Origin of the sequence: Halothece sp. PCC 7418 (genome assembly GCF_000317635.1) — a bacterium.
In the GTDB taxonomy this organism is placed as follows: Bacteria; Cyanobacteriota; Cyanobacteriia; order Cyanobacteriales; family Rubidibacteraceae; genus Halothece.
On record NC_019779.1, the window covers coordinates 231,142 to 255,117 of the forward strand.

General features: G+C 43.7%; 21 protein-coding genes and 1 other RNA gene. 9 read left to right on the plus strand and 13 right to left on the minus strand.

All coding sequences use genetic code 11. The features are described 5' to 3' along the window. Nucleotides 1-12: 12 nt before the first annotated feature. The 5 genes from PCC7418_RS01040 to PCC7418_RS01055 all read right to left on the minus strand — a co-directional run bounded on the left by PCC7418_RS01040 (nucleotide 13) and on the right by PCC7418_RS01055 (nucleotide 6,764). Nucleotides 13-2,226: an NHLP family bacteriocin export ABC transporter peptidase/permease/ATPase subunit gene (locus PCC7418_RS01040; RefSeq protein ID WP_015224319.1), complete on the minus strand. Its 2,214-nt coding sequence runs from the start codon at nucleotides 2,224-2,226 to the stop codon at nucleotides 13-15. Between the two features lie 9 nt (nucleotides 2,227-2,235). Further along, a complete protein-coding gene (locus tag PCC7418_RS01045; protein WP_015224320.1) occupies nucleotides 2,236-3,684 on the minus strand; it encodes an NHLP bacteriocin system secretion protein in 1,449 nt (482 codons plus the stop codon). Next, nucleotides 3,681-4,097: a cyclic nucleotide-binding domain-containing protein gene (locus PCC7418_RS20030; RefSeq protein WP_051030511.1), complete on the minus strand. Its 417-nt coding sequence runs from the start codon at nucleotides 4,095-4,097 to the stop codon at nucleotides 3,681-3,683. Before PCC7418_RS20030 ends, PCC7418_RS01045 begins: the two co-directional genes overlap by 4 nt. Beyond that, the gene (locus tag PCC7418_RS20035; RefSeq protein WP_015224321.1) at nucleotides 4,097-4,795 is read right to left on the minus strand and encodes a cyclic nucleotide-binding domain-containing protein; all 699 of its coding nucleotides are present in this window, start codon (nucleotides 4,793-4,795) and stop codon (nucleotides 4,097-4,099) included. The genes PCC7418_RS20030 and PCC7418_RS20035 overlap by 1 nt, the downstream gene beginning before the upstream one ends. 241 nt (nucleotides 4,796-5,036) lie before the next feature. After that, nucleotides 5,037-6,764, minus strand: a complete 1,728-nt coding sequence (locus tag PCC7418_RS01055; protein WP_015224322.1) for an NFACT family protein — start codon at nucleotides 6,762-6,764, stop codon at nucleotides 5,037-5,039. A gap of 456 nt (nucleotides 6,765-7,220) precedes the next feature. Between PCC7418_RS01055 and PCC7418_RS01060 the strand changes: the two genes are divergently transcribed. Continuing rightward, nucleotides 7,221-8,630: an NB-ARC domain-containing protein gene (locus PCC7418_RS01060; RefSeq protein ID WP_083885357.1), complete on the plus strand. Its 1,410-nt coding sequence runs from the start codon at nucleotides 7,221-7,223 to the stop codon at nucleotides 8,628-8,630. Between the two features lie 354 nt (nucleotides 8,631-8,984). On the opposite strand, the gene cbiB is transcribed toward PCC7418_RS01060, so the two are convergent. Then, on the minus strand, nucleotides 8,985-9,965 hold the full coding sequence (gene cbiB, locus PCC7418_RS01065; protein WP_015224324.1) for an adenosylcobinamide-phosphate synthase CbiB: 981 nt from the start codon (nucleotides 9,963-9,965) through the stop codon (nucleotides 8,985-8,987). Between the two features lie 2 nt (nucleotides 9,966-9,967). Then, complete coding sequence (locus PCC7418_RS01070) at nucleotides 9,968-10,411, minus strand: Rrf2 family transcriptional regulator (RefSeq protein ID WP_015224325.1); 444 nt, start codon at nucleotides 10,409-10,411, stop codon at nucleotides 9,968-9,970. A 404-nt stretch (nucleotides 10,412-10,815) separates the two neighbouring features. On the opposite strand from PCC7418_RS01070, the gene PCC7418_RS01080 reads away from it, so the two are divergent. Both PCC7418_RS01080 and ssrS read left to right on the plus strand, forming a co-directional pair. Then, nucleotides 10,816-11,223, plus strand: a complete 408-nt coding sequence (locus PCC7418_RS01080) for an AbrB family transcriptional regulator (protein WP_015224326.1) — start codon at nucleotides 10,816-10,818, stop codon at nucleotides 11,221-11,223. A 95-nt stretch (nucleotides 11,224-11,318) separates the two neighbouring features. Continuing rightward, nucleotides 11,319-11,501, plus strand: a non-coding RNA gene (gene ssrS / locus PCC7418_RS19635) — 6S RNA. A gap of 110 nt (nucleotides 11,502-11,611) precedes the next feature. On the opposite strand, the gene PCC7418_RS01085 is transcribed toward ssrS, so the two are convergent. From PCC7418_RS01085 to PCC7418_RS01100, 4 genes are all read right to left on the minus strand, one after another. Further along, a complete protein-coding gene (locus PCC7418_RS01085) occupies nucleotides 11,612-12,598 on the minus strand; it encodes an RNA polymerase sigma factor, RpoD/SigA family (protein ID WP_015224327.1) in 987 nt (328 codons plus the stop codon). A 479-nt stretch (nucleotides 12,599-13,077) separates the two neighbouring features. Next, nucleotides 13,078-14,472, minus strand: a complete 1,395-nt coding sequence (locus PCC7418_RS01090) for a J domain-containing protein (RefSeq protein WP_015224328.1) — start codon at nucleotides 14,470-14,472, stop codon at nucleotides 13,078-13,080. A 70-nt stretch (nucleotides 14,473-14,542) separates the two neighbouring features. Further along, nucleotides 14,543-15,226: a ComF family protein gene (locus tag PCC7418_RS01095; protein WP_015224329.1), complete on the minus strand. Its 684-nt coding sequence runs from the start codon at nucleotides 15,224-15,226 to the stop codon at nucleotides 14,543-14,545. A gap of 13 nt (nucleotides 15,227-15,239) precedes the next feature. Next, nucleotides 15,240-15,962 carry a serine/threonine protein kinase gene (locus tag PCC7418_RS01100; protein ID WP_015224330.1) on the minus strand — a complete coding sequence of 241 codons (723 nt, stop codon included), beginning with the start codon at nucleotides 15,960-15,962 and terminating at the stop codon, nucleotides 15,240-15,242. A gap of 437 nt (nucleotides 15,963-16,399) precedes the next feature. On the opposite strand from PCC7418_RS01100, the gene PCC7418_RS01105 reads away from it, so the two are divergent. After that, a complete protein-coding gene (locus PCC7418_RS01105) occupies nucleotides 16,400-17,218 on the plus strand; it encodes a DUF3298 and DUF4163 domain-containing protein (RefSeq protein ID WP_015224331.1) in 819 nt (272 codons plus the stop codon). A gap of 40 nt (nucleotides 17,219-17,258) precedes the next feature. On the opposite strand, the gene mraY is transcribed toward PCC7418_RS01105, so the two are convergent. Beyond that, nucleotides 17,259-18,272, minus strand: coding sequence for a phospho-N-acetylmuramoyl-pentapeptide-transferase (gene mraY / locus PCC7418_RS01110; protein WP_015224332.1), 1,014 nt, complete (start codon nucleotides 18,270-18,272; stop codon nucleotides 17,259-17,261). A gap of 218 nt (nucleotides 18,273-18,490) precedes the next feature. On the opposite strand from mraY, the gene PCC7418_RS01115 reads away from it, so the two are divergent. The 3 genes from PCC7418_RS01115 to PCC7418_RS01125 all read left to right on the plus strand — a co-directional run bounded on the left by PCC7418_RS01115 (nucleotide 18,491) and on the right by PCC7418_RS01125 (nucleotide 21,499). Further along, the gene (locus PCC7418_RS01115) at nucleotides 18,491-19,651 is read left to right on the plus strand and encodes an MFS transporter (RefSeq protein WP_015224333.1); all 1,161 of its coding nucleotides are present in this window, start codon (nucleotides 18,491-18,493) and stop codon (nucleotides 19,649-19,651) included. Nucleotides 19,652-19,790: 139 nt separating this feature from the next. Further along, nucleotides 19,791-20,966 (plus strand): ferrochelatase, encoded by a 1,176-nt coding sequence (locus PCC7418_RS01120; RefSeq protein ID WP_015224334.1) that lies wholly within the window; start codon nucleotides 19,791-19,793, stop codon nucleotides 20,964-20,966. An 86-nt stretch (nucleotides 20,967-21,052) separates the two neighbouring features. Next, on the plus strand, nucleotides 21,053-21,499 hold the full coding sequence (locus PCC7418_RS01125; RefSeq protein WP_015224335.1) for a DUF29 domain-containing protein: 447 nt from the start codon (nucleotides 21,053-21,055) through the stop codon (nucleotides 21,497-21,499). Here the strand turns inward: PCC7418_RS01125 and PCC7418_RS19640 are convergent. Further along, the gene (locus PCC7418_RS19640) at nucleotides 21,496-21,684 is read right to left on the minus strand and encodes a hypothetical protein (protein ID WP_015224336.1); all 189 of its coding nucleotides are present in this window, start codon (nucleotides 21,682-21,684) and stop codon (nucleotides 21,496-21,498) included. The two genes, PCC7418_RS01125 and PCC7418_RS19640, sit on opposite strands and share 4 nt — an antisense overlap. A gap of 68 nt (nucleotides 21,685-21,752) precedes the next feature. Between PCC7418_RS19640 and ccsB the strand changes: the two genes are divergently transcribed. Together ccsB and tilS are read left to right on the plus strand one after the other, a co-directional pair. After that, nucleotides 21,753-22,745, plus strand: a complete 993-nt coding sequence (gene ccsB, locus PCC7418_RS01130) for a c-type cytochrome biogenesis protein CcsB (protein WP_015224337.1) — start codon at nucleotides 21,753-21,755, stop codon at nucleotides 22,743-22,745. 101 nt (nucleotides 22,746-22,846) lie between these two features. Then, nucleotides 22,847-23,833: a tRNA lysidine(34) synthetase TilS gene (gene tilS / locus PCC7418_RS01135; protein ID WP_015224338.1), complete on the plus strand. Its 987-nt coding sequence runs from the start codon at nucleotides 22,847-22,849 to the stop codon at nucleotides 23,831-23,833. Nucleotides 23,834-23,976: the final 143 nt, after the last annotated feature.

The following is a 23,976-nucleotide window of genomic DNA, read 5'->3' on the forward strand; positions in this document are numbered from 1 at the left end:
AACTCACCAATTTTATGATGTGATTGTACCCATTAAATCATGATACAGTCCAGCTTGTTCTCGTAGCTCTTCATGAGTTCCTCGTTGGACGACCTTACCCTGATCTAAAACAATAATTTCGTCACAATCGCGAATGGTACTGAGTCGATGGGCAACAATTAGACAAGAACATCCGCGACGGCGCAAATTCCGATCAATGATCATTTCTGTTTCCGCATCTAAAGCACTGGTGGCTTCATCCAACACTAAAACGGCAGGGTTACGAACCAAAGCCCGGGCGATTTCTAAACGTTGACGCTGCCCACCACTAACATTGCTTCCTCCTTCTGCTAACTGAGAATCATATCCCCCCGGCATCAACGCAATGCGATCATGAATCTCGGCATCTTTACAGGCTTGAATAATATCTTCTCGGGGAATGGTGGGATCCCAAAGAGTGAGATTATCCCGAACACTACCCGCGAATAAGAAAATTTCTTGCTCCACCATTGCCAGCGAGTTCGCCAACACATCCCGAGGAATTTCTTCTCGGGGGATGCCATCGAGTAAAATGCTCCCAGACCAAGGCGTATAAAGTCCTGTGACCAGTTTTGCCACGGTGGATTTACCAGAGCCACTCCCCCCGACTAACGCCACTCGTTGCCCCGGTTGTAGGCTGAGATTGAGATCGTCAATCAAGGGGGGATTGAGACGGTTATAGCCAAAGGTGAGTCCCCGTAGTTCAACGTTCCCTTGCAGTTGAAAGGAGTTTTGGTCAACGTCCACCAGTTGATGATGATTATCCCTCACCACTCGTTCCGCTTCTGGATCAACCGAGTTTTCGAGGACATCATCCAAACGATTGAGATCTGCTTCTAAATCTTGGAGAGTGCTACCAAACGTGAGCAGGGTGGAAACGGGAGTGAGAAAGTTCTTGGTTAAACTTTGATAGGCAACTAACATCCCAATGGTCAGCGTGCCTTCCATCACGCGCAAGCCTCCTACCAGAAGAATCACGGCAACCGCAATTGCTTCCACAAATTTCGGCAGCGCCGTTAAAATCTGGTTGGGGAGACCCACTTCCCGACGCGCTTGATTTAACTTCGCATAATACCCCGCAAACTTGGCAAATAAATCCGATTCTAACCCCGAGGCTTTGATGCTTTCAATGGAGGATAACCCTCCCATGGCAACACCAACGGTCTTTCCGTATTCTTGAGCCACTTTACTGTTGGCATCCGTACGAGCATCGGATAAGAGTTTTAAGACAATGAGATTAAACCCAGCAAAGGCGATCGCGATTAAAGTTAAGACCCAATCATAGGCAAACATGATCAGGGCGTAAAAAACAATCATGACTCCATCAATGACGGTGGTTGCCAACTGACCCGTCAAAACACTTGCCACGCGATCATTCAACTGACTACGATTACTAATTTCTCCTCCGTAACGCTGAGCATAAAAACTCATCGGCAAGCGCAAGGTATGCCAAATAAACTGACCGGACATCGCCACCGATAATTTCACCATCAGTCGTCGCAAATACGTCTGTCGCAATCGCGTCAAGAGACCTTGAAACAACGCAGTAATCAACATCCCAATAATCAGCGGTCGTAGCCAGTCGGTGCGATTTTGGACTAAAATTTCATCCACAAATACCTGAGTAAATGCGGGAATTGCCAAACGGGGTAATGTTAGTAATAACCCCGCCACTAAAGCAAAAATCACCGCCTGTCGAGAATGACGTAATCGCCTCAACAGCGCCGGTAAGATCCCCTTTTTCCTACCCCCGCGCTGAAAGTTATCCCCTGGTTCAAACACCAGCACAACACCAGTGTAAGACTTATCAAATTCCTCGTAAGAAACTTTCCGTCGTCCCGATGCAGGGTCATTGAGATGAACTTCCTCTTTCGTAAACTTTTCCACTACCAGAAAGTGGTTAAAGTTCCAAAAGACAATACAAGGGAGGCGTACTTGTTGCACTCCCTCTAGGTCTTTACGAAATCCCTTTGCCTCTAGGCTGTAGAGTCTCGCTGCTTTCAAAATATTAGAAGCCTTTGTGCCATCTCTAGAGACCCCACACTCTCCTCGCAGTTCAGCCAAGGGAACAATGCGACCGTAATAACTCAAAATAATACCCAAGGCAGCAGCCCCACATTCCACATTTTCCATCTGAATTAAAGTAGGAGTGCGACTAGATTTGAGTTGAAGTCGCGATTTTAATGTGTTGATCAATGCAATACTCATCACTGCCTCCTAATAAATCCCCGTCCAAGAGCGAAAGAGAGGAATCACATAAGCCACAGGAGCAATTTCGCCCACTCGCACTTGTACTGTTGCAGTAGTACCAGAAGTAATCGGTTGAGGGGGACCATCGGAAGATGTCCACTGATATCCTTCCTTGCCTTCGGTTCGAGATTGTAGTTTAATAGTGACTTGAAGCGGAGCACGATTCCTTGTGAAATTTCTTGCCAGTTCCTGATTTCCCAAGTCCGAGGTAATTTGCTCAGTGGTAACAGGGAAACGAGAAACGGAGACCACTTCCCCCATAATTCCCCCATATCGCTCTCGCTTCACAGTGGTGGGAGTAACTTGTGCTTTCATCCCCGCACTAATTTTTTTCCCATCTTCACTGGGAAAATAAGCCAAGGTGAGGAGTTTCCCCTCATCATCTTCCACTTCCAAAGAAGCAACCCGTTGTCCTGGCTGAATCATTTCTCCTTCCACAACAGACCACTCCAAGAGTTTTCCTTGGTCAGGGCTGGTAATTTTCCCTTGTGTTTCCAGTTCTAACTGTAACTGAGCAATTTTTTCCCGCACATTTTCAATTTTGTTCTCACTATCAAAATCTGTGCGCTGTCGTTGTTGCTCTAATTCTTTTTCTTGTCTGGCGAGATCCCCTAATTGCGCTTGAATCTCTTTAATGCGGTTAAGATTATCTAAATATTGGCGTTGGGTTTGGGTTTCTTTGAGATCTAACTCGCGCAATTGCGTTTCAGCGTCAGAAATTTGAGCCAGACTTTGGAAGTATTCTCGCTGTGCTTGGAGGAAGCGATCTCGCCTAATTGCTTTTTCTTCAGATAAACGACGTAAGCTATCCACCCGCTCTTTTAAGTTGGGGAGTAATTCTTGCAACTGGTCTAAACGCACTTGCAAGCTACGACGATTTTCTTGAATCGTTTTTAATCCCTGTTCCCGTATAATCGGATTCAGTTCTTCTAAAGTGCTAAGATTGGATTTCAGTGCTGCTCGTTGCTGTTCAATCACGGTTCGCTGAAGACGGACTTGTTGTTCTTCTAGGGTCTCAGTTTGTTCCGTTTGATTTTGTAACCGTTGTAGTCTTGCTTGTGCTTGCTGTAATTGCTGCTTGATGGAAGATTGGTCAAGGTTACCAATCACTTGTCCCTTTTGTACTGGTTGAGTCGGTTGCACATTCAAAGTCAGAATTTTTCCGCGACCCGATCCTTCCACGGGGACAACTTCTTTTGGTCGCATTAAGACCCCTTGTCCAGATACTTTTAAGGGTAAGCGTCCCATAAAGCCCCAGATGGCGGTGGCGGTAATCAAAACTCCAATGGCGGTTAAGGGAATCCATGCTCTGGGGTTGACTACCTGAACCACTTGATCCAGTTGTTCGGGAGAAGACAGTTCTTCTAAGGCTTGTTGACGAAAGAGTTGATTGTTTTGCTTTGTGTTTTGACTCATTTCCGTTCTACCTGTAAACGTCGGAGCATCCAGTCAAATCGCGCCCCACCGAGGGTGAGGTTATCGATCGCGTCCAGATCGGCTTCGTCTTCATAAGTCATATCCGCAGCTAGGGATTGACCAGACTTGTAAGGTCGTTTACCATAGCTGATGCGATTAATAAATCCTGTCAACCGTTCTGAGAGCAAAAGGGCTAAAATCCGATAAAAGCGAGCACTCATTGCTGGTTTTTGTTGCAGTTGTAGGAAGAGAGTCTGACGCGGAATAGCCAGAACGAGGGCATCTTCGGCAGCGGTGACTGTAAATTTAGACAGTCGGGAGTCTAACAAGCTGGTTTCCCCGACAATTTCTCCTTTAGAGACGCGGGAAATTTCTCGTCCTAAGGGGGCTTCTCCTTCTGTGTCTGAGCTCATTAACTTCGTAAACACTGTGTTGAGAGCGGTGGATTTTTTTCGCTAACTGAGATCGACAACACACCTCGCAAGACAACATAAAGGGTATCGGTGGCTCGCCCCCCTTGGATCAACGTGGTTTGAGCGGGCACAGCTTGCACTGTCCCCTGTTCGATCATCCAATCCACGTCACTGTCATACAGTTCCCCGAAGATCAAGGGGGTTTCTTCTAAAGGAGACACTTGAATCCCTTTGCGATTGATAAACTGGTCTAACAGAGATTCATAACGGGTCAGTAACAGCAGCGCGATCGCGCGATAAAATCGAGAGGCAACCTCTGGAGATTTTTTCAACTGCTGTTGCAGAGATTGACAGGGCACAGCAATGGCACTCACCTCCGTCTCAGCACGAATCGCGATCGGAGAACCCACATCCCTTAACATTGCGCCTTCTCCAGCAATATCTCCTTCCCCTAATGAGAATAATTCCTGCTCCAATTCTGAGTCACTGGACAGTGCAGAATAGGCTCGTCCGAGAACACTTTCTGGGTTATTCGCAACCACTGCATTCAGACTGCCTTGTAGGATAATATAAAATTGGCTAAGGGTCTTCTGCTGTTGAATTAACATCGTCCCTGCTGATAGGTCTTGCTTCTCACCGATGGAAACAAGCCACTCTAAATCTTTTTCAGTAAGCTCTTCCAACAATATGTCTGTCATCTGCTTAAACTGCTAACTCCTAAATAGGCTATTTACTTGACAAGACTGGACTGTGTTTTGACTTGAATTGAAAACCTAACTAACGATCATGTCAGTTAATGTCCAGTGATTCGGTTAGTCTTGCTGAACTTCTAATTAGGGGAACTCATATTCGTCCACTCCCCACCTCGCCCCCTTTGCTAGCAATGGAAAGTAATAAGTTTTTTGTTACTCAGCCATCTCCACAATTGGATGTTCATTTTCACTTTTCAATGATACGATCAGCAACCATTTCTGGATACCCCCAAATTACGGTTTCATGATCGTAAAGTGCCATCCCTGGTTTTGCGCCTTTCGGTTTATAAACATACTTAGGTTTAGTATAAATCACAGGAACTTGTTGACTTTCTCGGGCGCGGGAATAATAAGCTGCAATATTAGCAACAAATTGCAAATCATTTTGATCAGGAACTGCTCCTGGGGGTAATCGTAATAAAACATGACTCCCTGGAATTTCTTGAGAATGAAACCATAAATCGTAATCAACGGCAGTCCGAAACGTCAGTTGATCATTTTGTCGGTTGTTTCGCCCGATTAAGACTTCGTAACCACTGGGAGTTTTATAGGTGATCGGTTGCGCTTCTTCGGTGCTCCCCCGTTCTCGTTGCGGGATAATATACCCCTGTTCAATCAATTCTTCTTGAATTTCTTTTAGGGTTTGTAAATCTTCATCTTTTTGATAGCGTTCTAATTGCTGGAGGGCTGCTTCTACTTGCTGCAAATACTTAATTTCACGATTGGTTTCTTCTAAAAGGGGTTCTACAGCCTGGCGGGCGCGTTTCAGTTTTTGATGGCGTTTATAGTAGGCTTGGGCATTCTGCACGGCATTTTTTTCAGGGTTGAGGGGAATCTTAACTAACTCCCCCGTTTCAAAATCAGGCAATTCCATACTGGTTTGTCCGGGTTGCCATTGATAGGAATATGCCATGAGTAAATCCCCTCGTTGCCGTTCCATTTCTGCATCGTCTGACTGTTGGAGGCGTTCCTGAAAGGTTTGTTGTTTCTGAACTTGTTTTTTGATCAAACTACCCACTTTTTGCAGCAGTTGATGATGTAGTTGTTGAAAGCTCTGTTGATTGAGTTGTTCGCTATAGTAAGTTTTGAGGAGAACTTGCACGGAAGACACGGCTTCTATCATTCCCCAACCGAGAACGGTAAAGCCGTTTTCTGTCCATCCCGGTTGGAATTGTTCGGTTTCGAGAATCTCTAACCATTCTTGCCAGACTTGAAATAAGGTTTGCCAGTTTTCAGAGGTGAGAGTATCTGTGGTTTGTTGCGGGTTTAAGCCCGCTCGTTGGATCATCGCAGTAACGAGATTGGGGCCTAACCCGCGATAAGTTTTAAGCAGTTGTCGTTTCAGTTCTCCTGGGATCAGACTGACTTTTTCTTGCCAACGGTCTTGTGATTCTTCACGACTGGGGATGTCACCCGTGAGGGCGGGTGGGGGTTCGTACAGTTGTCCAGTTTGAATGGGACGCAGTTTCGATTTTTCAGGGCTGACTTGGTGGGCTGCAGTGATAATTTGTTGCTTAGCATCGGTGAGAATGACATTGCTATATTTGCCCATGATTTCGGCGTAGAGATGCCATAGGGGGTCATCCCCAGGGCGAGGGGCAAACTGAAAGTCAATTACCCGTTCCCATGGGGAAATGAGAGGAATCCCAGTGAGGGCTAACCCTTGCAGTTGATGGCGGAGTTGGTCGCTAAAGGTGAAGGTATCTGGTGTCCGTGGTGGGGGATCGGCAATACAAATTCTTGCAGCTTGGGGATGCCAAGAGAGGGTTAACCAGTCTCGTCCTTGCAGGGTGCGGAGGGCTAGGGCAATGGTCGCGCGATCGCGCTGATACACTTGTTCTAAACGGGCTGGTAGCCAAAGACTTCGTAGTTCTGCACAAACGGCTCGGAGAGTGGTTAAATCAACAGGCTGCATAGGTTTCTCGGCAATAAAGCGATGCCTTTCTAGTTTAATCAACCCGTTGAGCGTTTCTCACCCTTGACCTGCGGAAACAATTTTATCCTATAGCAGTTCTCACGCTTCTTGAGGTACATTCTAAATTTTTGTTCTTCGTTCTTTGTTCTTCGTTCTTTGGTAACTGGTCACTGATCACGAGTAACTGTTCGTTGCTCACCCCCTCTCCTTGTTCCTTTCCCCACTCAACCGACTCAGAAACGCTATAGAAGACAATTGTAGTTTAATTTCCCTCAAAAGACAAGCTTTAAACTTCATATAAAAGTCATATTGTTTTTCACTGATTCTAGATTTAGGAAAGCGAAAACTAATAAAACTCATAATTTTTTATTTTTGAGCCATAAAACATCGCTAATTCTAATTCAGTAATGCTATATTTCGGAAATAAAATTAGCTGGAAAGTTGAGTATTTCCGTAATGAATTATACGAAAAATTCCCTAAAAAATAATGGCAAGGAAAGTCTGATCATGAATAGTGAAGAAGCAGTTAATTTAGTGAATATTGCTCTGAAGCAATGTCACCGTCCTCTTCTCAGCGCGATCGAGCGTCAAATTCTTGCTGACAGTTGGCAGGGAATTACCTATTCAGGAATCGCTCAGAAACTAAATTATAGTCCTCATTATATTCGCTATCTCGCTGGTAAAATGTGGAAGCGTCTTTCTAATTTATTTCAAGCAAGAATGAATAAGGAGACAATACATCATGTTTTATACCACTCTCAGTTCGCATCTTACGCACCCTTTTATTACTATAATCAACTGATTCCTTTACCTTACTATTATCAACCCTACCTTTACGAAACCCATTTGAGCCAAGCCATCATTGATGATTATTATCAGGTCATTGGTATTTTTGGCATGATCGGGACGGGAAAATCCACTTTAGCGCAAGGGATTACGCAACACATTGGGCGCGATTTTGAAGTAGTTGTTTGGCATTCTTTTCAAACGGAAAAACTTTCCTTTCCAGACTGGTATGATCAGACGATGTTGTCTCTAACAGGACGATCACAACCTTCTACTTCTCTCAGTATTAAGCAGAGAATTAATAACTTAATCAACGTGGTTAAAAAAAAGCGTTGTTTATTGGTTCTCGATCAATTAGAACAGCTTTTTTCATCCAGATTAAAAACAGGACGGTATTATACAAAGTATCAACCTTATCGAGATCTAATTCAACGTCTAGTAACAGAAAAGCATCAGAGCTACTTAATTTTTACATCAAGAGATCATCCTGAAGACTATACCAGAAAACTCAAAAAGCAATCTGGTTTTTATGCTATTCAATTAACAGGATTATTAGGAGAAAAGAGTGAAAATTTTTTAGCTGAATTCGGAATAAAGGGAGATCCAGAGTCATTACAGAAGTTATGGATTAAATATGAGGGGAATCCTTGGGCTCTAAAGAAAGCTGCTTTCGAGATTAAAAAAACTTACTCGGGACAGTTATCGGCATTTTTAGAAGATGGAAAGTTTATATTTGGTGAAATCATCCAAGGCTTTCATCAAGAATTTAAGCGTTTATCCAATCTAGAAAAAACGGTACTCTTATCTCTAAAAGACGAATGTAATCCGTTTCCAAACCAATATTTATATTCTCTCAATACGGGGCTATCAAGGGATCAAATTGATGAAGCTCTACAGTTCTTAGCTGCGCGATCGCTGCTGAAAATAAGCTCTGGATTTATTATCCTTTCTCCCCTGTTTCAATCTTATTTACAAACTTTTAGTACAACCAAAATAGCCAAAATTAAAGAACTTACCTCTGACCAAAACTCATCTGAGCAAGCCCATTTTTCTGATTGGAAGCGAAGAGTTGTTTCTTAATTATATACAGCAATCGATAAGAATTATAAATTAATGCCCCCTTCGCCCCCTGCTCACTAAGGGGGGAAACAAGGGCAGAACGAAACCCAACCTACAACTACCGTTATGAGGAACTTACTCAAACTTGACCATAGCTTCTAAAAGCCTGATAGAGTCTGATGTCCACTTCCTGCTTCCTTTCCATTGGATCTTTCCTAGCAACGTCGGCGTTATCTAGTCCACAGGCTAACACGATGTAACTCACCGCTAAAAATGACTTATTCTTTAACTGTCTTGGTTATCGATCAGTTAAACTTAGCCACCCCACGATTATAGTATTTAATTTGACCAACTAAGTTAAGAAATGGTTAACTTTTAACTTTCTGTTAAAAGCCCCCTCACGAAAACAAATAATATCAACCCTAAGAATAACCAGGTCAGAAAACAGAGGCGAGTTAAGTGTAAGGCTTGCTCAATTTTTTCCTCTGTAATGGGTTCATCTGGATCACCTAATAAAGGCTTTTCTTTGATGACCCCCTGATAAGTATTTCTTCCCCCTAACTGTACTCCCAACACGACCGCATAAGCACATTCACTCCAGCCCGCATTGGGACTAGGATCTTTTGTGGCATCTCGCTGACAAATTCGCCACACTTTAAGGGGTTGACGGGCACTTAAACCAATCGTCAATACTGTCAGGCGACAGGGAAGCCAAGTCAAAATATCTTCAAATTTAGCACTAAACCACCCGATATCGATCAACGGTTCTCGTTGATACCCAACCATTGAGTCTAGAGTGCTTGCTGCTTTATACGCCATAGCAAGGGGAACACTACCCACGGTGAATAACCCGACAATCGCATAAAATAAAGGTGCTGTTACGCCATCAGTGGTATTTTCAGCAACTGTTTCTAAGACTGCTCGGGAAATTTCTGTTGAGGATAAGCCCTCTGTATCTCGACCCACATAATAACTCAGTTGAGTGCGAGCCGTTTCAATATCATTATTCTTTAATGGCGTTAATACCGCACTCGCTGCTTGTCTTAAACTTCGCCCCGCAAAACAACTGGCGAGTAAAATAACTTCTAAGGTCAAACGAAGGATGAGAGAGACTTGTTGAGTTAGTTCAAGGATTAGCCAAACCAAGCCCCCACTCCCAAAAATTAAACCAATTCCCAGACCGATTCCAGCAAGGCGACGCCGGGTGGAATTCTTAGTCAAATGGGTAACGGTTTTAGTGATAAAGGAAATCAGACTTCCCATCACTTGGACAGGATGAGGAAAAGCTGGTGGATCAGCAATTAGATAATCAACAAAGGCAGAAATTAGTAAAGCTGTTGCACCATAATCAATCATGTTTAAACCACAAAATTTGTTTCTTCCCCTTGGGCTGCTTGCCAACTCCGAGCATCATAATATAAATCAGCAAGACTAATACTATATAAGGCTTCTTTTAATTTTTGATACAGTTGTCGCCAGAGGCTATAAGTAACCCAATCTTCTGTTTGTTCAGCATCAGGAGTATGACGAGGTAAAGGGTCAATTGTCTCACCAACTGCTTCTAGAATTTGCCCTAAAAAAATCTCTTGGGGTTCTCGGGCGAGTTGATAACCCCCTTGCGCTCCCCTGACAGACTGGACTAAACCTGCTTTCCGCATTGCAATCAACAGTTTTTCTAAATAAGCTGGTGGTAATCCTTGGCGTTGCGCGATCGCGCCAGCAGACGTGGGACCGAGACGTGAGTGTAAACTTAAATCCAGTAATGCTTTAACGCTATAGTGTCCACGAGTCGTCAATTTCATTTTGGTCAAGTTAATAACAATGAGGACAAGGGAAGCCCTAACCTTAAGCGGAAACAGTTCCTGATCCCAAGGAAAATACTATCACGATATCATTCATTGATTCCACCAGGAGAGAAAGAGGGTTTGTCACTCGGAAGTCAGTTTTCAATTGACGGGTCAAAGAGTGAGATCAATGCTATCTGGAAAAGAAAGCTGTTATCAATGTTACCGTTTAGATTCCCTGATCATTCCCAGCAAGATTTGAAAATTTTCCAAGTAGAAAATGCTCATGATTGATTTCTTCAAACAAATGTAATATAGTTTGTAGAAGCTGGTGGACTAAGCGTTAATAATTTAATTGCGCTTAGACATAAAAAACAGCTAAAGTAGAAAGGTGAAAATTAATCAATTAAGAGTTCCAGTTGATGGCACAAAAAAAAGGAAACCCCTTAACTGGTGAGGCTTTGCTCCAAAAAGTTAAAGATTTGGGAAACCTCAGTAGGGAAGAAAAAGCTAAGGCTTGTGGTTACTACACCGAAACAAAAAACGGTGTCCAACGAGTCAATATGATGAAATTTCTTAATGCTCTAATGGATGCAGAAGGAATTCGCTTAGATAGTAATGGAAATGGGCAAGGGCGCGGTGGGCGTTCAGCAAGTTATAAAATTAGTGTTCAGTCCAATGGCAACTTATTAATTGGGGCTGCTTACACGAAAAAAATGGGCTTGAAACCAGGGGATGAATTTGAAATCACCTTGGGGCGTAAACATATTCATCTTAAACAAGTCAGTGGCTTTAACGATGAAGATGACTTGGAAGATGAGGAGAATTAAATATTGTCTTCTTTCTTTGATCTCTTGTCAATTCCCCCCCATGACAAGTTATGATCAATACTGAATTGGATTGGTTATATTCTGATCCTGAAAAATCATTGCTGCGACGTTGGTGACTGCCAATATAGTTTTTTGATCTACAAGCAAGACCTATAAGGGAACCAACCCCTCTCGTGGCAGTAAACCGGGCTTGTACCCGGAAACTTAAAGCGAGATGTCGGTACCCACCTGTTTACAGGAGGTCATAAACTGAGGTAAAACGGCGTTGCGGTAAGTAAAAAAGTGACCCCTTGGCGTGAGGCTAAGGGGGCTTTTTCTGGGGCAAGCGTCAAGAAACAAGGGAGTTTCCCCCCTTGCTAAGATGACCTTATCAACTGAGGCGAGACTTTTAACTCGCAGCGATATATTCTTGCACGCCAGCGCGACGACGGCGCAGTTTAGCGAGGGCTTGATGTTCCAGTTGACGGACTCGTTCTCGGCTCAAGTTCAGTTTTTTGCCAACTTTTGCCAAGGAAAGCTCGTTACCATCTTCTAAGCCAAAGCGCAAGGAAAGCACTTCTCGCTGCTGAGGCGTTAATTCCGAAAGCATGGAATCAATGTCTTGACGCATGGACTCTTGGGTGAGATAAGTCTCAGGGGAGTTTTCATCATCTTCTAGTAATTCTGAAAGCTCCGTGTCTTGATTATCCCCGACACGCACATCAAGAGAAATCGGTTGCCGAGCAATGCTGAGATACTCCCGAATTTGCGAGGGTTCTAAGCCCAGTTCTTCCGCAATTTCGGTGGGAGTGGCATTTCGCCCCAGTTTCTGCGCCAGTTCCCTTTGAACTTTCTTGATTTTGTTCAGTTTTTCGGTAATGTGAATCGGTAAGCGAATTGCCCGAGCCTGTTGCGCGATCGCGCGAGTAATAGCTTGGCGAATCCACCAGTAAGCATAGGTGGAGAACTTATAACCACGGGTGGGGTCAAATTTCTCAACACCCCGTTCGAGCCCGAGCGTTCCTTCTTGAATCAAATCCAAGAATTCCATGTTACGCTTTTGGTACTTCTTCGCGATCGCGACGACCAAACGCAAGTTTGCCTCAATCATTTTGCGTTTGGCGCGATTGCCTTCCCGCATTGCCTTCTGTAGCTCTTCTTGGCTAATTCCAGCTTTTTGCGTCCATTCTTCGTCGGTCGCTTCTCGTCCCAGCTCTTCTTCTAATTCTTCTTTTTGTTCTATTAGCTTCATCATCTTCTGCACTTGCTTTCCCAAGATGATTTCTTGCTCGTGGGTTAGCAAGGGAACACGACCGATCTCATGGAGATAGGTTCGCACCATATCAGCAGAAAAGATTGGCTTATCGTTGTTTTGGTCTAGTTTTGCAGTGGGCATCTGTAATTGTCAGTGACTCCGTTGATAAGCAGTTGTTTTTGGAAACTTGGGTTGCTTTCACTGGGTGGGGACTCATCCCTTACCCCTAGCATAGCTATGATTAATCAAACCTTACATCCTGCTGTTGACAGATCCATAGAGAATTGGCTGGTGGATTGATCCTGAGCGCGTCTGGATGCAGCAAGATTATCGAGCCTAATCTGCTATTCTCATCATGTTTGATTATGCGAAGTAGTTACGAGTTTGCTTTATTGATATGATAACTGATTTCATGGGACGTTTTTCAAGACGGGAGAGTTTCCTTACCCTCATCTTTCCCTAAAGTCATGTTGAGTTGATCGTTTTTTACATTTATCGCCGGCAACACTAATTTACTATAAACTTTAATTGTAGCAGTTTTATTTTTGAGATCAACCCTTGACTCGCACTTCTGGTCGGTTAGGTGTCGCCTGAGAGGTTAAAGTTGGGCAAAGCAGGGGCTAGAAGAAAATAGAAAGTCCCAGCCAAGTGAGGAAGGTGGTCACAATAATCATCGTGGGCACAATCAGTGCTGATAGAGATTCTGAGAGATTAAGAAGTTGGGAACACCCCCCATACAGGAGTAAAATCGTGTGGGAGACGCTAAAAACAGCAAGTCCGAAAACGATCAGGTTTGGCATCAAATCAAAAAAGGCACTACAAAACGAAAACGCTGCTAAAGGTAAAATCGCACTACTCGCCATAAATAAATCTCCAGTCCAAGGGCGAGAGGCTTGGAACAGAGAACGGGTGAGCCCAATAATTAGAAATAAACTGATGATCGGGATCATCCCCAGTATGAGCCAACGGAATGTTGCCCCTTCATTCTCCGAAAACCGAGATGACATTCCCACCCAAAAGCCCGCTTCTGCCAAGAAAATAAACCCAAAAGAAATCAGCATTGCCATTTTAGGTTCTAAAGAGCCATAAGCTGATAAAATCCCACCGACCGGGTTTTTTAAGAGTTGTAGTAACGTCAGAATCCCCGTTTGTACACTCAGTTGCAGAAAACGCATTCCCCCTGCTAACTGATGTTGAAACTGATGCCAGGCTTGAGCATTGCGGTCATTACCATTGGGAGAAAAACTGTCCACTCCTTTATACCACCACTGTTCTAGGGTGCGGTTACCAAATTTCAGGGGCAGCCAACTGTACTGACTCAAGGCTCTCATCCCAAGTCGGTAGCCTTGGAGATTTCCCTGTTTCTTGCACAGTTCCGTGTACTCTCGCCAATCAGAAATAGCTCGCTGGCGATAGCGTAATTCGTGGTTAGCAACCCCACGATAATAGTAGGAGGGAGCAAAGTTAGGATCTAAGCGGATGGCTTTCGTATAGGCTTTGAGAGCCGAGTCAGCATAGCCAAGACGTTGACGAGCTCGTCCTCGGTAGTAATACGCGATCGCGCTATCTGGTTGATATCTTAAAATCAATTGGCAATCTTCTAAAGCAGCCCGTTCGTTCCCAATCGCAATATAGGCTTCACAGCGTTTCAGATAGGCTTCAATAAAACGACTATTGAGCCGAATTGCCTCAGAAAGTGCGGTAATTGCCCCCCGATAATCTCTCACCAGAATTTTTTCCACTCCCCGCACATAATACACTTGAGGGCTGGCTTTTTCCTCACTCTGGGATAAATTCGTACCGCGACGACGGTCGTAGCGACTGCGCCTTGCGGAATCACTTAAAACTTCGTAGGCTTCTCGAAGAAGACGAAACCGTTCCGCAGCTTTGGCATCATTGGGATGTAAATCTGGATGACAATCCCGAGCAAGTCGCCGGAAAGACCGTTTAATTTCTTCCAAAGTTGCGTTTTCTGAAAGACGGAGAATTGTATAGTAATCCTGATGTTCTTGCATCTGTCCGAGGAACCAAGGCTCGCTCTCGATTGTACCTTATCCTCAAGGGAGCGCGAATCTTTTTCTGATGTCAAAATTTAGCCCTTGATTCCGCTTGTGATGCAGCGATCGCGCCAACAGCGATGACCTTCATTCCCCCTTGCTGCAAGGTGTTTTGAGCAGTTTGTACCGTTGTTCCTGTGGTGTAGATATCATCAATCAAAATTACCCTCTGTTGAGCTTTTAACCCTTTCCCCACCTGAAACGCCTCCATGACCGCCTTTTCTCGTTCTTTCGGGTTGAGACCAAACAAAGCCTCCGTATTTTTGACCCGCTTTAAACCCTGTGCTTGTAATCGTAAGCCAGTGATTTCACAGAAGGAACGAGCAATTAACTCCGCTTGATTATACCCCCGTTGCGTTTGTTTTTTGCGATGCAGGGGAATGGGAACAACAATTGGCTGACGAGACACAGTCGCAGCATTCATCGTTAACCAGGTTTGAGCAAGATATGATCCCAAGGGACGCGCCAATTGAGGCTGCTTTTCATATTTGAGTTGCGCGATCGCGCGTTTCAGCAATCCCCCATAGTTTCCCCAAGCAAATACAGAAATCCCTCCTTTTCCCTTAAACTGAGCTTGAGATAACCGACACTGTTGCAGTTGACGCTCACAATTTTTGCAAATCACCTGTTCTGCACTACGCCCACATAAGGGACAATTAGGATGTAAAAATAACGATAAAATCTCCTGCGAGACTTGACTCCAGTTGAGCATGATCCATTCAAGTTTAGCGATTCCGTCGAATATCCAATAAACTCCGAGACGCGCGATAACTACTGCGCACGCCATCAAGGAGTAAATAAGGAATGCGGAGATTGAGGGGGGCCAGAATCGGTCGATAGAGCCAATAATAAGCCGTTTTCAAATTATCCCACGCAGAACAAGATTCCAGCTTCAGAAAATCAGACACATCCACCACATACCCTTTCCCTTGCCACATCATGACATTTTTTCCATGGACATCATGAGGAAATAAGCCTTGTTCTCGGGCATAATCTAAGGCGGAATCAATATCTTCAATGACCTGTTTCGGAATTTTCAATCCTCGATTGACGCTATCATAAAGGGTAACCCCTTGTAATCGTTTCAGGATCAAGCAATTATCTTCGGCGTAAAAACATTGGGAATAAGCGGGATGCTTCCCTAAACGTTGATACACTTCCTTTTCTTCTTCAAACCCTGGACGATCGGGTGCGTAAATTTTAACAACGACTTCGGGATAGTCTGGATGAGAAAAAACTGCTGCATAATTTCCCGTTCCGACTTTTTCCCATGGTTGAGGGATATGATAGATAACAACAGGATTATGAGGATCAACGCTTGCAATATGAAGATTTCCTCGGAGTTGGGTTTTGATTTGGTGAATGAGTTCCTTTAAGCGCAGTTCATCCATTGTTTCTAGATGATACCAGTTCAATTTTTCTTTTATTTTAATACAGTAAGATAACATTATTTTTGTTCTTTGTTCTGTGGAGACGTTCCATGGAAGGTCTTTAGTGCGATCACTGGTCACTGTCCTCAACCCACTAAGAAATGCTATAGTTAATATTGAAAATATAGCCATATATAGCAGTCAGGAATCAGTTGTGAGACAGCAATTCTGGTTTAAGGCAAGTTGCCCCAGGCAAGAGGCAACAAACAATTCTCATGAATCGTTGCTGATTGCTATAATCTCATTTTTTAAAAAGTAGCTTAACTTACGATCCCCCCTATCCCTCATTATTAAGAGGAGAATTAAAGGGGGGATCATAAGCAGGAAGTTACAACTGTTTAGGATTGCTATAGCGATCCTAAATCATTTGTAACAAGTTGATTAACCGTTCCCCCTTTCTAAGGGGGGCTAGGGGGGATTAATTTACAATTCATTTGGGATTGCTATATAAGAATATGAAACTTCAAAATAGTCTGAGTTTACTTTGTATTCTTCTCCTTATTTCCTGTGGAGATCAGATCAAAAATCAGTCTTTTCAATCATCGGGTAATTCTCCTTTTATCCTCACAGAACAACCAAACTTGACAATTAAAATCAGTGAACAAAAATGGCAAACTGGAAACTGTGAAGCAGAGGGAAAACCATGTTTTGAAATTACTGTCAATTATCCCCAATTCCAAGGGAGCAATGATGAAATTTTGAAAAGAGTTAATCGATCCATTCAAGAGCAAGTCCTCCAGTCAATCAGTGATTACAACTTTTCTGAGGATGATGAAAATAAGCAGCAAGATTTAGATCAAATTGTTGAAGCAATTTTTCTTGATTTTAACCAAACTTTTCAGGATGCAACCATGCAGGTGGCGAATCATTGGACAATTGAATTAACTGGAGAACAAATCAGCGAAACCGAAAATACAATTACTGTTGTCCTGTCGGAGTATTCTTATATGGGGGGTGCTCATCCCAATTCTTATCAAACTTATCTCAATTTTAATAAAAAAACTGGAGATATTATTCAACTAAAAGATCTGATTACGGAAGAAGAAACAGTTCTTGAAGTGGCTGAAAAAAGATTTCGAGAAGTCTATGATGTCGCACCGAATCGACCGTTAACTGAAGCAGGCTTATTTGAAAATCAACTGACCTTACCCGAAAATTTTGCCATTACGCAAGAAGGATTACTCTTCTTTTATAACACCTATGAAATTGCTCCTTATGCAGCAGGAAGATATCAGTTTACAATCCCTCGGCAACAGTTACCAGTGACCAAATAAAAAATGACTAATGTACAGACGTTCTAGGGAACGTTTCTACCTAATGAAGGAAAAAAGTTAAGAGGGCTAAAAGAAGCGCGATCGCGTAAAAAGCCCCAACAATTTGAATTTCTGACCAACCACTTAATTCTAAATGATGGTGTAATGGTGACATTTTGAATAAGCGTTTCCCGACTCCGTTTTCATCTTTTGTTGCTTTGTAATATCCCACTTGCACAATAACAGATAAGGATTCGGCAAAGAAAATTCCACTGATGATAAATAAGGGAAAAAGTTGCTGGCTGCTGATTCCCACGGCTGCTAAACCTGCACCTAAAGCAAGAGATCCTGTGTCGCCCATAAATACTTTAGCAGGATTGCGATTGTGAACGACAAAGCCGACACAAGCCCCACTCAGACAAGCACAAAACAAAGCCAGTGGCGGATTAGAAACGAGTAAAATGCTGCTTAAGCCTAAAAACGCGATCGCGCAGGTCCCCCCAGCTAAACCATCCACCCCATCGGTTAAATTTGTAGCATTACTTTCGGCTGCAAACACAAACACCGCCAGGGGCCAAAAGAGAAAGCCTAGAGGCAAAATAATATTGAAGGGAAGGGGAACATTAGTAAGGGTAGCGGGAGAGGAAACCCCTAGCCACACACAAAACGCGATCGCGCTGAGAATCTGTAACCCGAGTTTGGCCCGTGGGGAAATCCCTTTATTTGATTTTTTAACTAGAATCTGCCAATCATCTACCAAGCCAATCAGGGCGTAACTGAGGGTGATGAGAGAAACTGCGATCACTTGCGGATCAAACCCTGACCAGAATACCGCAATCAACAGCGCGATCGGAATAAAAAATGCACCGCCCATGGTCGGTGTTCCCGCTTTTTTAAGATGACTTTGGGGGCCATCCTCGCGAATAAATTGCCCCGCCTTTAAGCGTTTTAAGACAGGAATAACCACTGTTCCCCCAACTGCACTTCCTAAAAGTGAGACGAGTAACGGAAGTGTAATTCCCGATTGCAAGTTAACCTGATAATCTAAAGTCACTGCAACTGCAATAATCGTCATGATTAAAACAACGAGTAACCCTTTTCCCGACGTTGTAATTACGTCTCGCCATAACTTAGTTTGTATCACCTGCTCACACCCAGAGACATTTTGCTTTAAAAATATCAGATCTTCTTGAATAATTGGCAGGAACAACTATAGGACTACTTGAAAAGAGAAAGGGACAAGGTGAGGGGGAGAACAAATAACAATGAACCAAGAACCAAGAACCAAGAACAATGAAGCGATTCCAGCGTGATCCAACTCAGATGTTTCTCATTTTAGCCACAGGTGCATTAATCACGATGACTGGGGGAGTGGTTGCGCCTGTATTACCCCAAGTGATTACGACATTAGAGTTTGATCGCGCTTTTGCCACTCATTTGGTGAGTATTCATGCTTTAACGATCGCGCTGTTTAGTCCCTTATTGGGCTTTGTCGCGGATCAAATCTCTCCCGTGCGAGTGCTAATTCCCGCCTTAATTTTATACGGTGTCTTTGGTATCATTCCTGCACTTGCGAGTAACTTTTGGCTACTGTTAGTCAGTCGCGCCTTATTAGGGGCAACCGCAGGAGGGATTGCAGCAGGAAGTCTGGGCTTATTGGGGAAATTATACGATAAAGAAACGCGGGCGCAAGTGATAGCATACTCCACAGCAGTTTTAACCGTGACAGGGATTATTTTTCCGTTGCTAGGTGGGGGAGTGGGATCAATCCATTGGCGTTATTCCTTTGCTCTTTACGCGATCGCGTTTCCTCTTGCTGTGATGAGTTATTATGCGTTTCCAGAGTTTCAACTCCAGTCTCAAGAAGAAAACAACAGTGGGTTGTCTGTAGAATTAAAAAAAGTATTATCGCGCCCAGTCGTAATAGAACTACTTTTATTCGTTGCGCTAACAGCAGCGATTATGTATTCTGTGGTCATTTACGCGCCACTGTACCTGCAAGAAACCCTTGGCTTGGGCACAGTTCCCAATGGGATTTTACTCGCCACACGAGCGTTAGGGGCAACGTTAATTTCTGTGTTTGGGTCGAAACAACTGGCAAAACGATGGTCTTATGGTAGCGCGATCGCGCTGGGGTTTACCTTAATGGGCTTGAGTTTATTCAGTATTCCCTTCCTACAACAGTTTCCGCTTCTGTTGCTTTCTGCGATGCTGTTTGGGGTGGGATTTGGACTGGTTTTACCGAATCTTTATAGCGATTTATCCAATATTGCCCCGCAAAGCGTGCGATCAAGTGTTCTCGCGATCGCGATCGGAACCAGTTTCTTAGGACAATTTTTATCGCCCGTTTTTCTCAGTCCAGTTTTAGAAGTGGGAGGATTCACAGGGGTATTTAATACCGCAGCAGTTGTCGCATGGGGTTCGGGAATCTTCCTCTGGCAACGGATGCCCTAGGAGGGGATGTTAGGCTAACATTGAAGCAGTAATAAATTTCAGCATATCCCTAGAAATTTGACAATAATCTGGAGTTTAGACGCTTCAGACCCTTGTTAATCTTTCAGGATAACATCTAGACAGCAAAGAGGATTGAAACGTGGTTGCAGTACCAGAAAAAACAGAACAAACGAGCCAACAAGATATTAACAGCAGCGATCGCGTGGCTGTACTATTAATGGGTTATGGTGAGGTAGAAAGTTATGAGGACTTCGCCAACTATAACGAACAAGCCCTGAACTTACTCACCGCAAAGTTCGCTCCTGTTCCAACTTGGATGTATCCTCCCCTTGCAAAGTTACTCGCGATCTTTGATTTTCACGAATGGAGTCACCAACACGGTAACTTTATCTCCCCTCATAACAAAATTTTTGAAGCGCAACGGGAAGGCATCGAACAAGAGTTAAAGAAAACTTGGGGCGAAAAAGTCTCTGTTTTTAAGGCGTTTAACTTCTGTAAGCCCTATCTTCCCAATCAAGTGTTAGCGCAAATTAAAGAACAGGGATATAACAAAATTTTGATCTATCCCTTGCTTGTCGTTGATTCCATTTTCACTAGCGGTATTGCGGTAGAACAAGTCAACGAAGCCCTGCACGAACTCAATTCGGGTGAAGAACAATGGGTAACTGGGATGCGCTATATTCCCTCCTTCTATAACCAACCCGACTACATTGACTTAATGGCGCGGTTAGTGGAAGAAAAAATTCAAAGTGAACTTTCCGATGCTTATCTTCCTTCCGAAATTGGGATTGTCTTGATGAATCACGGTTGTCCTCACAAAGCCAAAGGATTTACCTCTGGCATCACCGAAAGCGAAGCCCTGTATGAAAGTGTACGGGAAAAACTGATTAATAAATATCCTTTAATTTCTGTGGGTTGGTTAAACCATGACACCCCTCTCATTGAATGGACACAACTCAACGCTGATTTAGCAGCGAAAAACTTGATTGAACTGGGTGCAAAAGCGGTGGTTATGATGCCCATTGGTTTTGCCACTGAAAACCACGAAACCATCTTAGACGTTGACCACATCATTCACGATGTCAAACGGCAATATAAAGATGTTAATTTTGTGCAAATGGCTTGTGCCAATGACCATCCTGAGTTCTTGAAAATGGCAGCAAACTGGGCGGATGAACAAATTGAGGCTTTACTCTCTGAAACCGCGATCGCTGTGAACCCACAACTGGCGAGTGAAAAAGGCACTCACTCCCACGATCATGATCATAGCCACAGCCATGATCATGATGGACATCATCACCACCACCATCATTAATCTCAATTAAGGCAAACGGTTAGTTGTCCAGTTCTTGATTCCCCTTTCCTATGATGGAGAGGGGATACTCATTTTAGGAAAATGTGATGACTTCAGAAACACTGTACAACCAAGATTTTGCTAAGTGGGTTCAAACAACAGTTGAGCAATTAAAACATCAACAATGGGAACAAATTGACTTAGAAAACCTAGTCAATGAGGTGGAAGGCTTGACCAAACAAGAACAGCGTGAGCTTAGAAATTATCTTAAATTATTACTATGGCACATTCTCAAGTGGCAATATCAGCCCCAAAAACGGTCTAGAAGTTGGGAAGTCACCATTGAACAAGCCCAAGAAGAAATTACTGATATCCTTAAAGACAGTCCTAGCCTCAAACAATATTTAGAAGATTCTTTTGAAGCTGTCTATCAGCAAGCGCGAAGCAAAGCGAAGAAAGAAACGGGTTTAGCTTTAAGCACCTTTCCCGAAGCAGCGCCAATGACGCTAGAAGAAGCCTTACTGTTTCAAACCACTTCTGAAAATACGCTTTAGTCATCAGGAAACTGCCAACAACGAATCTGTTCCAAGTTACGACTCCCACATTGAAGACAGGTTACCTCCTCAGTGGAGTCCACCCAATCCTCGCCACAGTCTCGACAATGACAGAAGATGTTGTTGTGGTTCGCAAGTTCGATTTTGCGCTGCCATTGCTTGATTAGAGGGTTATCATCACTCATGGTTATCTATGCTACAGCTAAAATGGGATACTGGAGATTACAAAATAGCTTTTTAACTAAAAATCATAATGGATTTAATTGCGCTACAACATCAACTGGATAATCTTTCTTTTTTGGTGCTTTTCCTGACAATGCTGATTTATTGGGTTGGCACTGCTTTTCGTAACTTGTCATTTCTGAATCCTCTGGGAACTGCTGGAATGGCAATTGGGAATTTCTGTATTGCTGGTTTACTCGGTGCGCGCTGGATTGAAGCGGGATATTTCCCCATCAGTAACTTGTATGAATCCCTCTTTTTCCTCGCTTGGGGAGTGACTGCGGTTCATTTAGTTGTGGAATTGAGCACTGAGAATCGTTTAATCGGTGTTTTTAGTGCGCCTTTGGCAATGGGGATTACAGCCTTTGCTGCTTTGAGTTTGCCTCCAGAAATGCAGGCTTCTGAACCGCTAGTGCCTGCTTTAAAGTCGAATTGGCTAATGATGCACGTTAGCGTCATGATGTTAAGTTATGCCACATTAATGGTGGGATCTCTTCTCGCGATCGCGTTTTTAATCGTCACTAAAGGCAATTCTGTCCAACTGCAAGGGAGTTCTTACGGCACAGGAAATGAACGTCTCCGCGCCATCCGAAATCAAACCGAATACGCCACAGCCACTGCAAGTTCTAGTTCTAGCAATACTCAAACCGCCGTTTTAGATAAATCCGAAACCGGCACAACAACTCAGTTATCGCCACAACGACTGAATTTAGCGCAAACCTTAGATAACCTCAGCTATCGTGTCATTGGCTTAGGCTTTCCTCTTCTCACCATTGGCATTATTGCTGGTGCAGTTTGGGCAAATGAAGCCTGGGGATCTTACTGGAGTTGGGATCCCAAAGAAACTTGGGCTTTAATTACTTGGCTCGTTTTTGCTGCTTATCTTCATGCGAGAATTACGAAAGGATGGCAAGGTAGAAAACCTGCGATTCTTGCCAGTGCTGGCTTTATTGTCGTTTGGATTTGCTATTTAGGCGTGAACTTACTCGGAAAAGGCTTACATTCCTACGGGTGGTTCTTTTAACAGTTACCAGTTACCAGTGATCAGTTACCAGTTACCAGTGATCAGTTACCAAAGAACAAAGAACAAAGAACAAAGAACAAATGACTAATGACTAATGACTAATGACCATCATCTGGACGGATTTTCATGGGCGAGTGCATAAAACCCTGCGTCAGCGACAACTCTTACCCAAGCAAGCCTCAGTCTTGATCGCGGTTTCAGGGGGACAAGATTCGCTTTGTTTGCTGCGGTTATTGTCTGATTTACAAGCAAAGTGGGACTGGCGATTAGGGGTGGCTCATTGTGATCATCGTTGGTCTGGAGATGTGGGAATGGCGGATCATGTGCAGAAAGTGGTTGAAGCGTACCGCCTTCCCTTTTTTCGGATGACTGCATCCACTCCCGTTGTCGCAACCGAAGCCAGTGCGCGATCGTGGCGTTATCAAATGTTAACGGACTGTTGCCAAGAGAATGAATATAATTATTTGGTGACAGGGCATACGGGCAGCGATCGCGCGGAAACCCTACTCTATAATTTAATCAGAGGTAGCGGTACAGATGGCTTACAAGCCCTCACTTGGCAAAGACCACTGACAGAAAATATTGCTCTGGTTCGCCCCTTACTCAACTTTACTCGTGCGGAAACCCAACAAGTCTGTACGCAGTTAAACTTACCCGTTTGGGAAGATATTGCAAATCAAAATCTTGCCTACGCTAGAAATCGCATCAGACAGCAAATATTGCCCCAAATTAAAGCCCATTTTAATCCTCAGGTGGAAATTGCTCTCGCCCAAACCGCAGAAGTTTTACAAGCCGAAACGAACTATCTGCACACTCTAGCCACTGATTTATTCTTAAAAGCCTCCACACAAACCCCGGAACACTCTCTTTCTCGACTTCCTCTCCAAACTGCGCCCTTAGCCCTAAAACGTCGCGTGATGCGGTTATTTTGGCAACAGTCTTTTCAAGCCTCTCCCCGTTTCGAGCAAATTGAAGAATTAACCGCCTTAATTCATGCTCCGAATAAAAGCCGAACTTCTTCCTTTCCAGGCAATGTTTATGCAGAAGTCAAAGAAAACTTAATTGTTTGGAATAACAGTGATCAGTGACCAGTGACCAGTGATCAGTTACCAGTTACCAGTGACCAGTGACCAGTTACCAGTTACCAGTTACCAGTTACCAAAGAACAAAGAACAAAGAACAAAGAACAAAGAACAAAGAACAAAGAACAAAGAACAAAGAACAAAGAACA

Coding starts and splice junctions, on each gene's coding strand:
- PCC7418_RS01040 (WP_015224319.1), bottom strand. CDS start 2,226: ATGAGTATTGCATTGATCAACACATTAAAATCGCGACTTCAACTCAAA.
- PCC7418_RS01045 (WP_015224320.1), bottom strand. CDS start 3,684: ATGAGTCAAAACACAAAGCAAAACAATCAACTCTTTCGTCAACAAGCC.
- PCC7418_RS20030 (WP_051030511.1), bottom strand. CDS start 4,097: ATGAGCTCAGACACAGAAGGAGAAGCCCCCTTAGGACGAGAAATTTCC.
- PCC7418_RS20035 (WP_015224321.1), bottom strand. CDS start 4,795: ATGACAGACATATTGTTGGAAGAGCTTACTGAAAAAGATTTAGAGTGG.
- PCC7418_RS01055 (WP_015224322.1), bottom strand. CDS start 6,764: ATGCAGCCTGTTGATTTAACCACTCTCCGAGCCGTTTGTGCAGAACTA.
- PCC7418_RS01060 (WP_083885357.1), top strand. CDS start 7,221: ATGAATTATACGAAAAATTCCCTAAAAAATAATGGCAAGGAAAGTCTG.
- cbiB (WP_015224324.1), bottom strand. CDS start 9,965: ATGATTGATTATGGTGCAACAGCTTTACTAATTTCTGCCTTTGTTGAT.
- PCC7418_RS01070 (WP_015224325.1), bottom strand. CDS start 10,411: ATGAAATTGACGACTCGTGGACACTATAGCGTTAAAGCATTACTGGAT.
- PCC7418_RS01080 (WP_015224326.1), top strand. CDS start 10,816: ATGGCACAAAAAAAAGGAAACCCCTTAACTGGTGAGGCTTTGCTCCAA.
- PCC7418_RS01085 (WP_015224327.1), bottom strand. CDS start 12,598: ATGCCCACTGCAAAACTAGACCAAAACAACGATAAGCCAATCTTTTCT.
- PCC7418_RS01090 (WP_015224328.1), bottom strand. CDS start 14,472: ATGCAAGAACATCAGGATTACTATACAATTCTCCGTCTTTCAGAAAAC.
- PCC7418_RS01095 (WP_015224329.1), bottom strand. CDS start 15,226: ATGCTCAACTGGAGTCAAGTCTCGCAGGAGATTTTATCGTTATTTTTA.
- PCC7418_RS01100 (WP_015224330.1), bottom strand. CDS start 15,962: ATGTTATCTTACTGTATTAAAATAAAAGAAAAATTGAACTGGTATCAT.
- PCC7418_RS01105 (WP_015224331.1), top strand. CDS start 16,400: ATGAAACTTCAAAATAGTCTGAGTTTACTTTGTATTCTTCTCCTTATT.
- mraY (WP_015224332.1), bottom strand. CDS start 18,272: ATGACGATTATTGCAGTTGCAGTGACTTTAGATTATCAGGTTAACTTG.
- PCC7418_RS01115 (WP_015224333.1), top strand. CDS start 18,491: ATGAAGCGATTCCAGCGTGATCCAACTCAGATGTTTCTCATTTTAGCC.
- PCC7418_RS01125 (WP_015224335.1), top strand. CDS start 21,053: ATGACTTCAGAAACACTGTACAACCAAGATTTTGCTAAGTGGGTTCAA.
- PCC7418_RS19640 (WP_015224336.1), bottom strand. CDS start 21,684: ATGAGTGATGATAACCCTCTAATCAAGCAATGGCAGCGCAAAATCGAA.
- ccsB (WP_015224337.1), top strand. CDS start 21,753: ATGGATTTAATTGCGCTACAACATCAACTGGATAATCTTTCTTTTTTG.
- tilS (WP_015224338.1), top strand. CDS start 22,847: ATGACCATCATCTGGACGGATTTTCATGGGCGAGTGCATAAAACCCTG.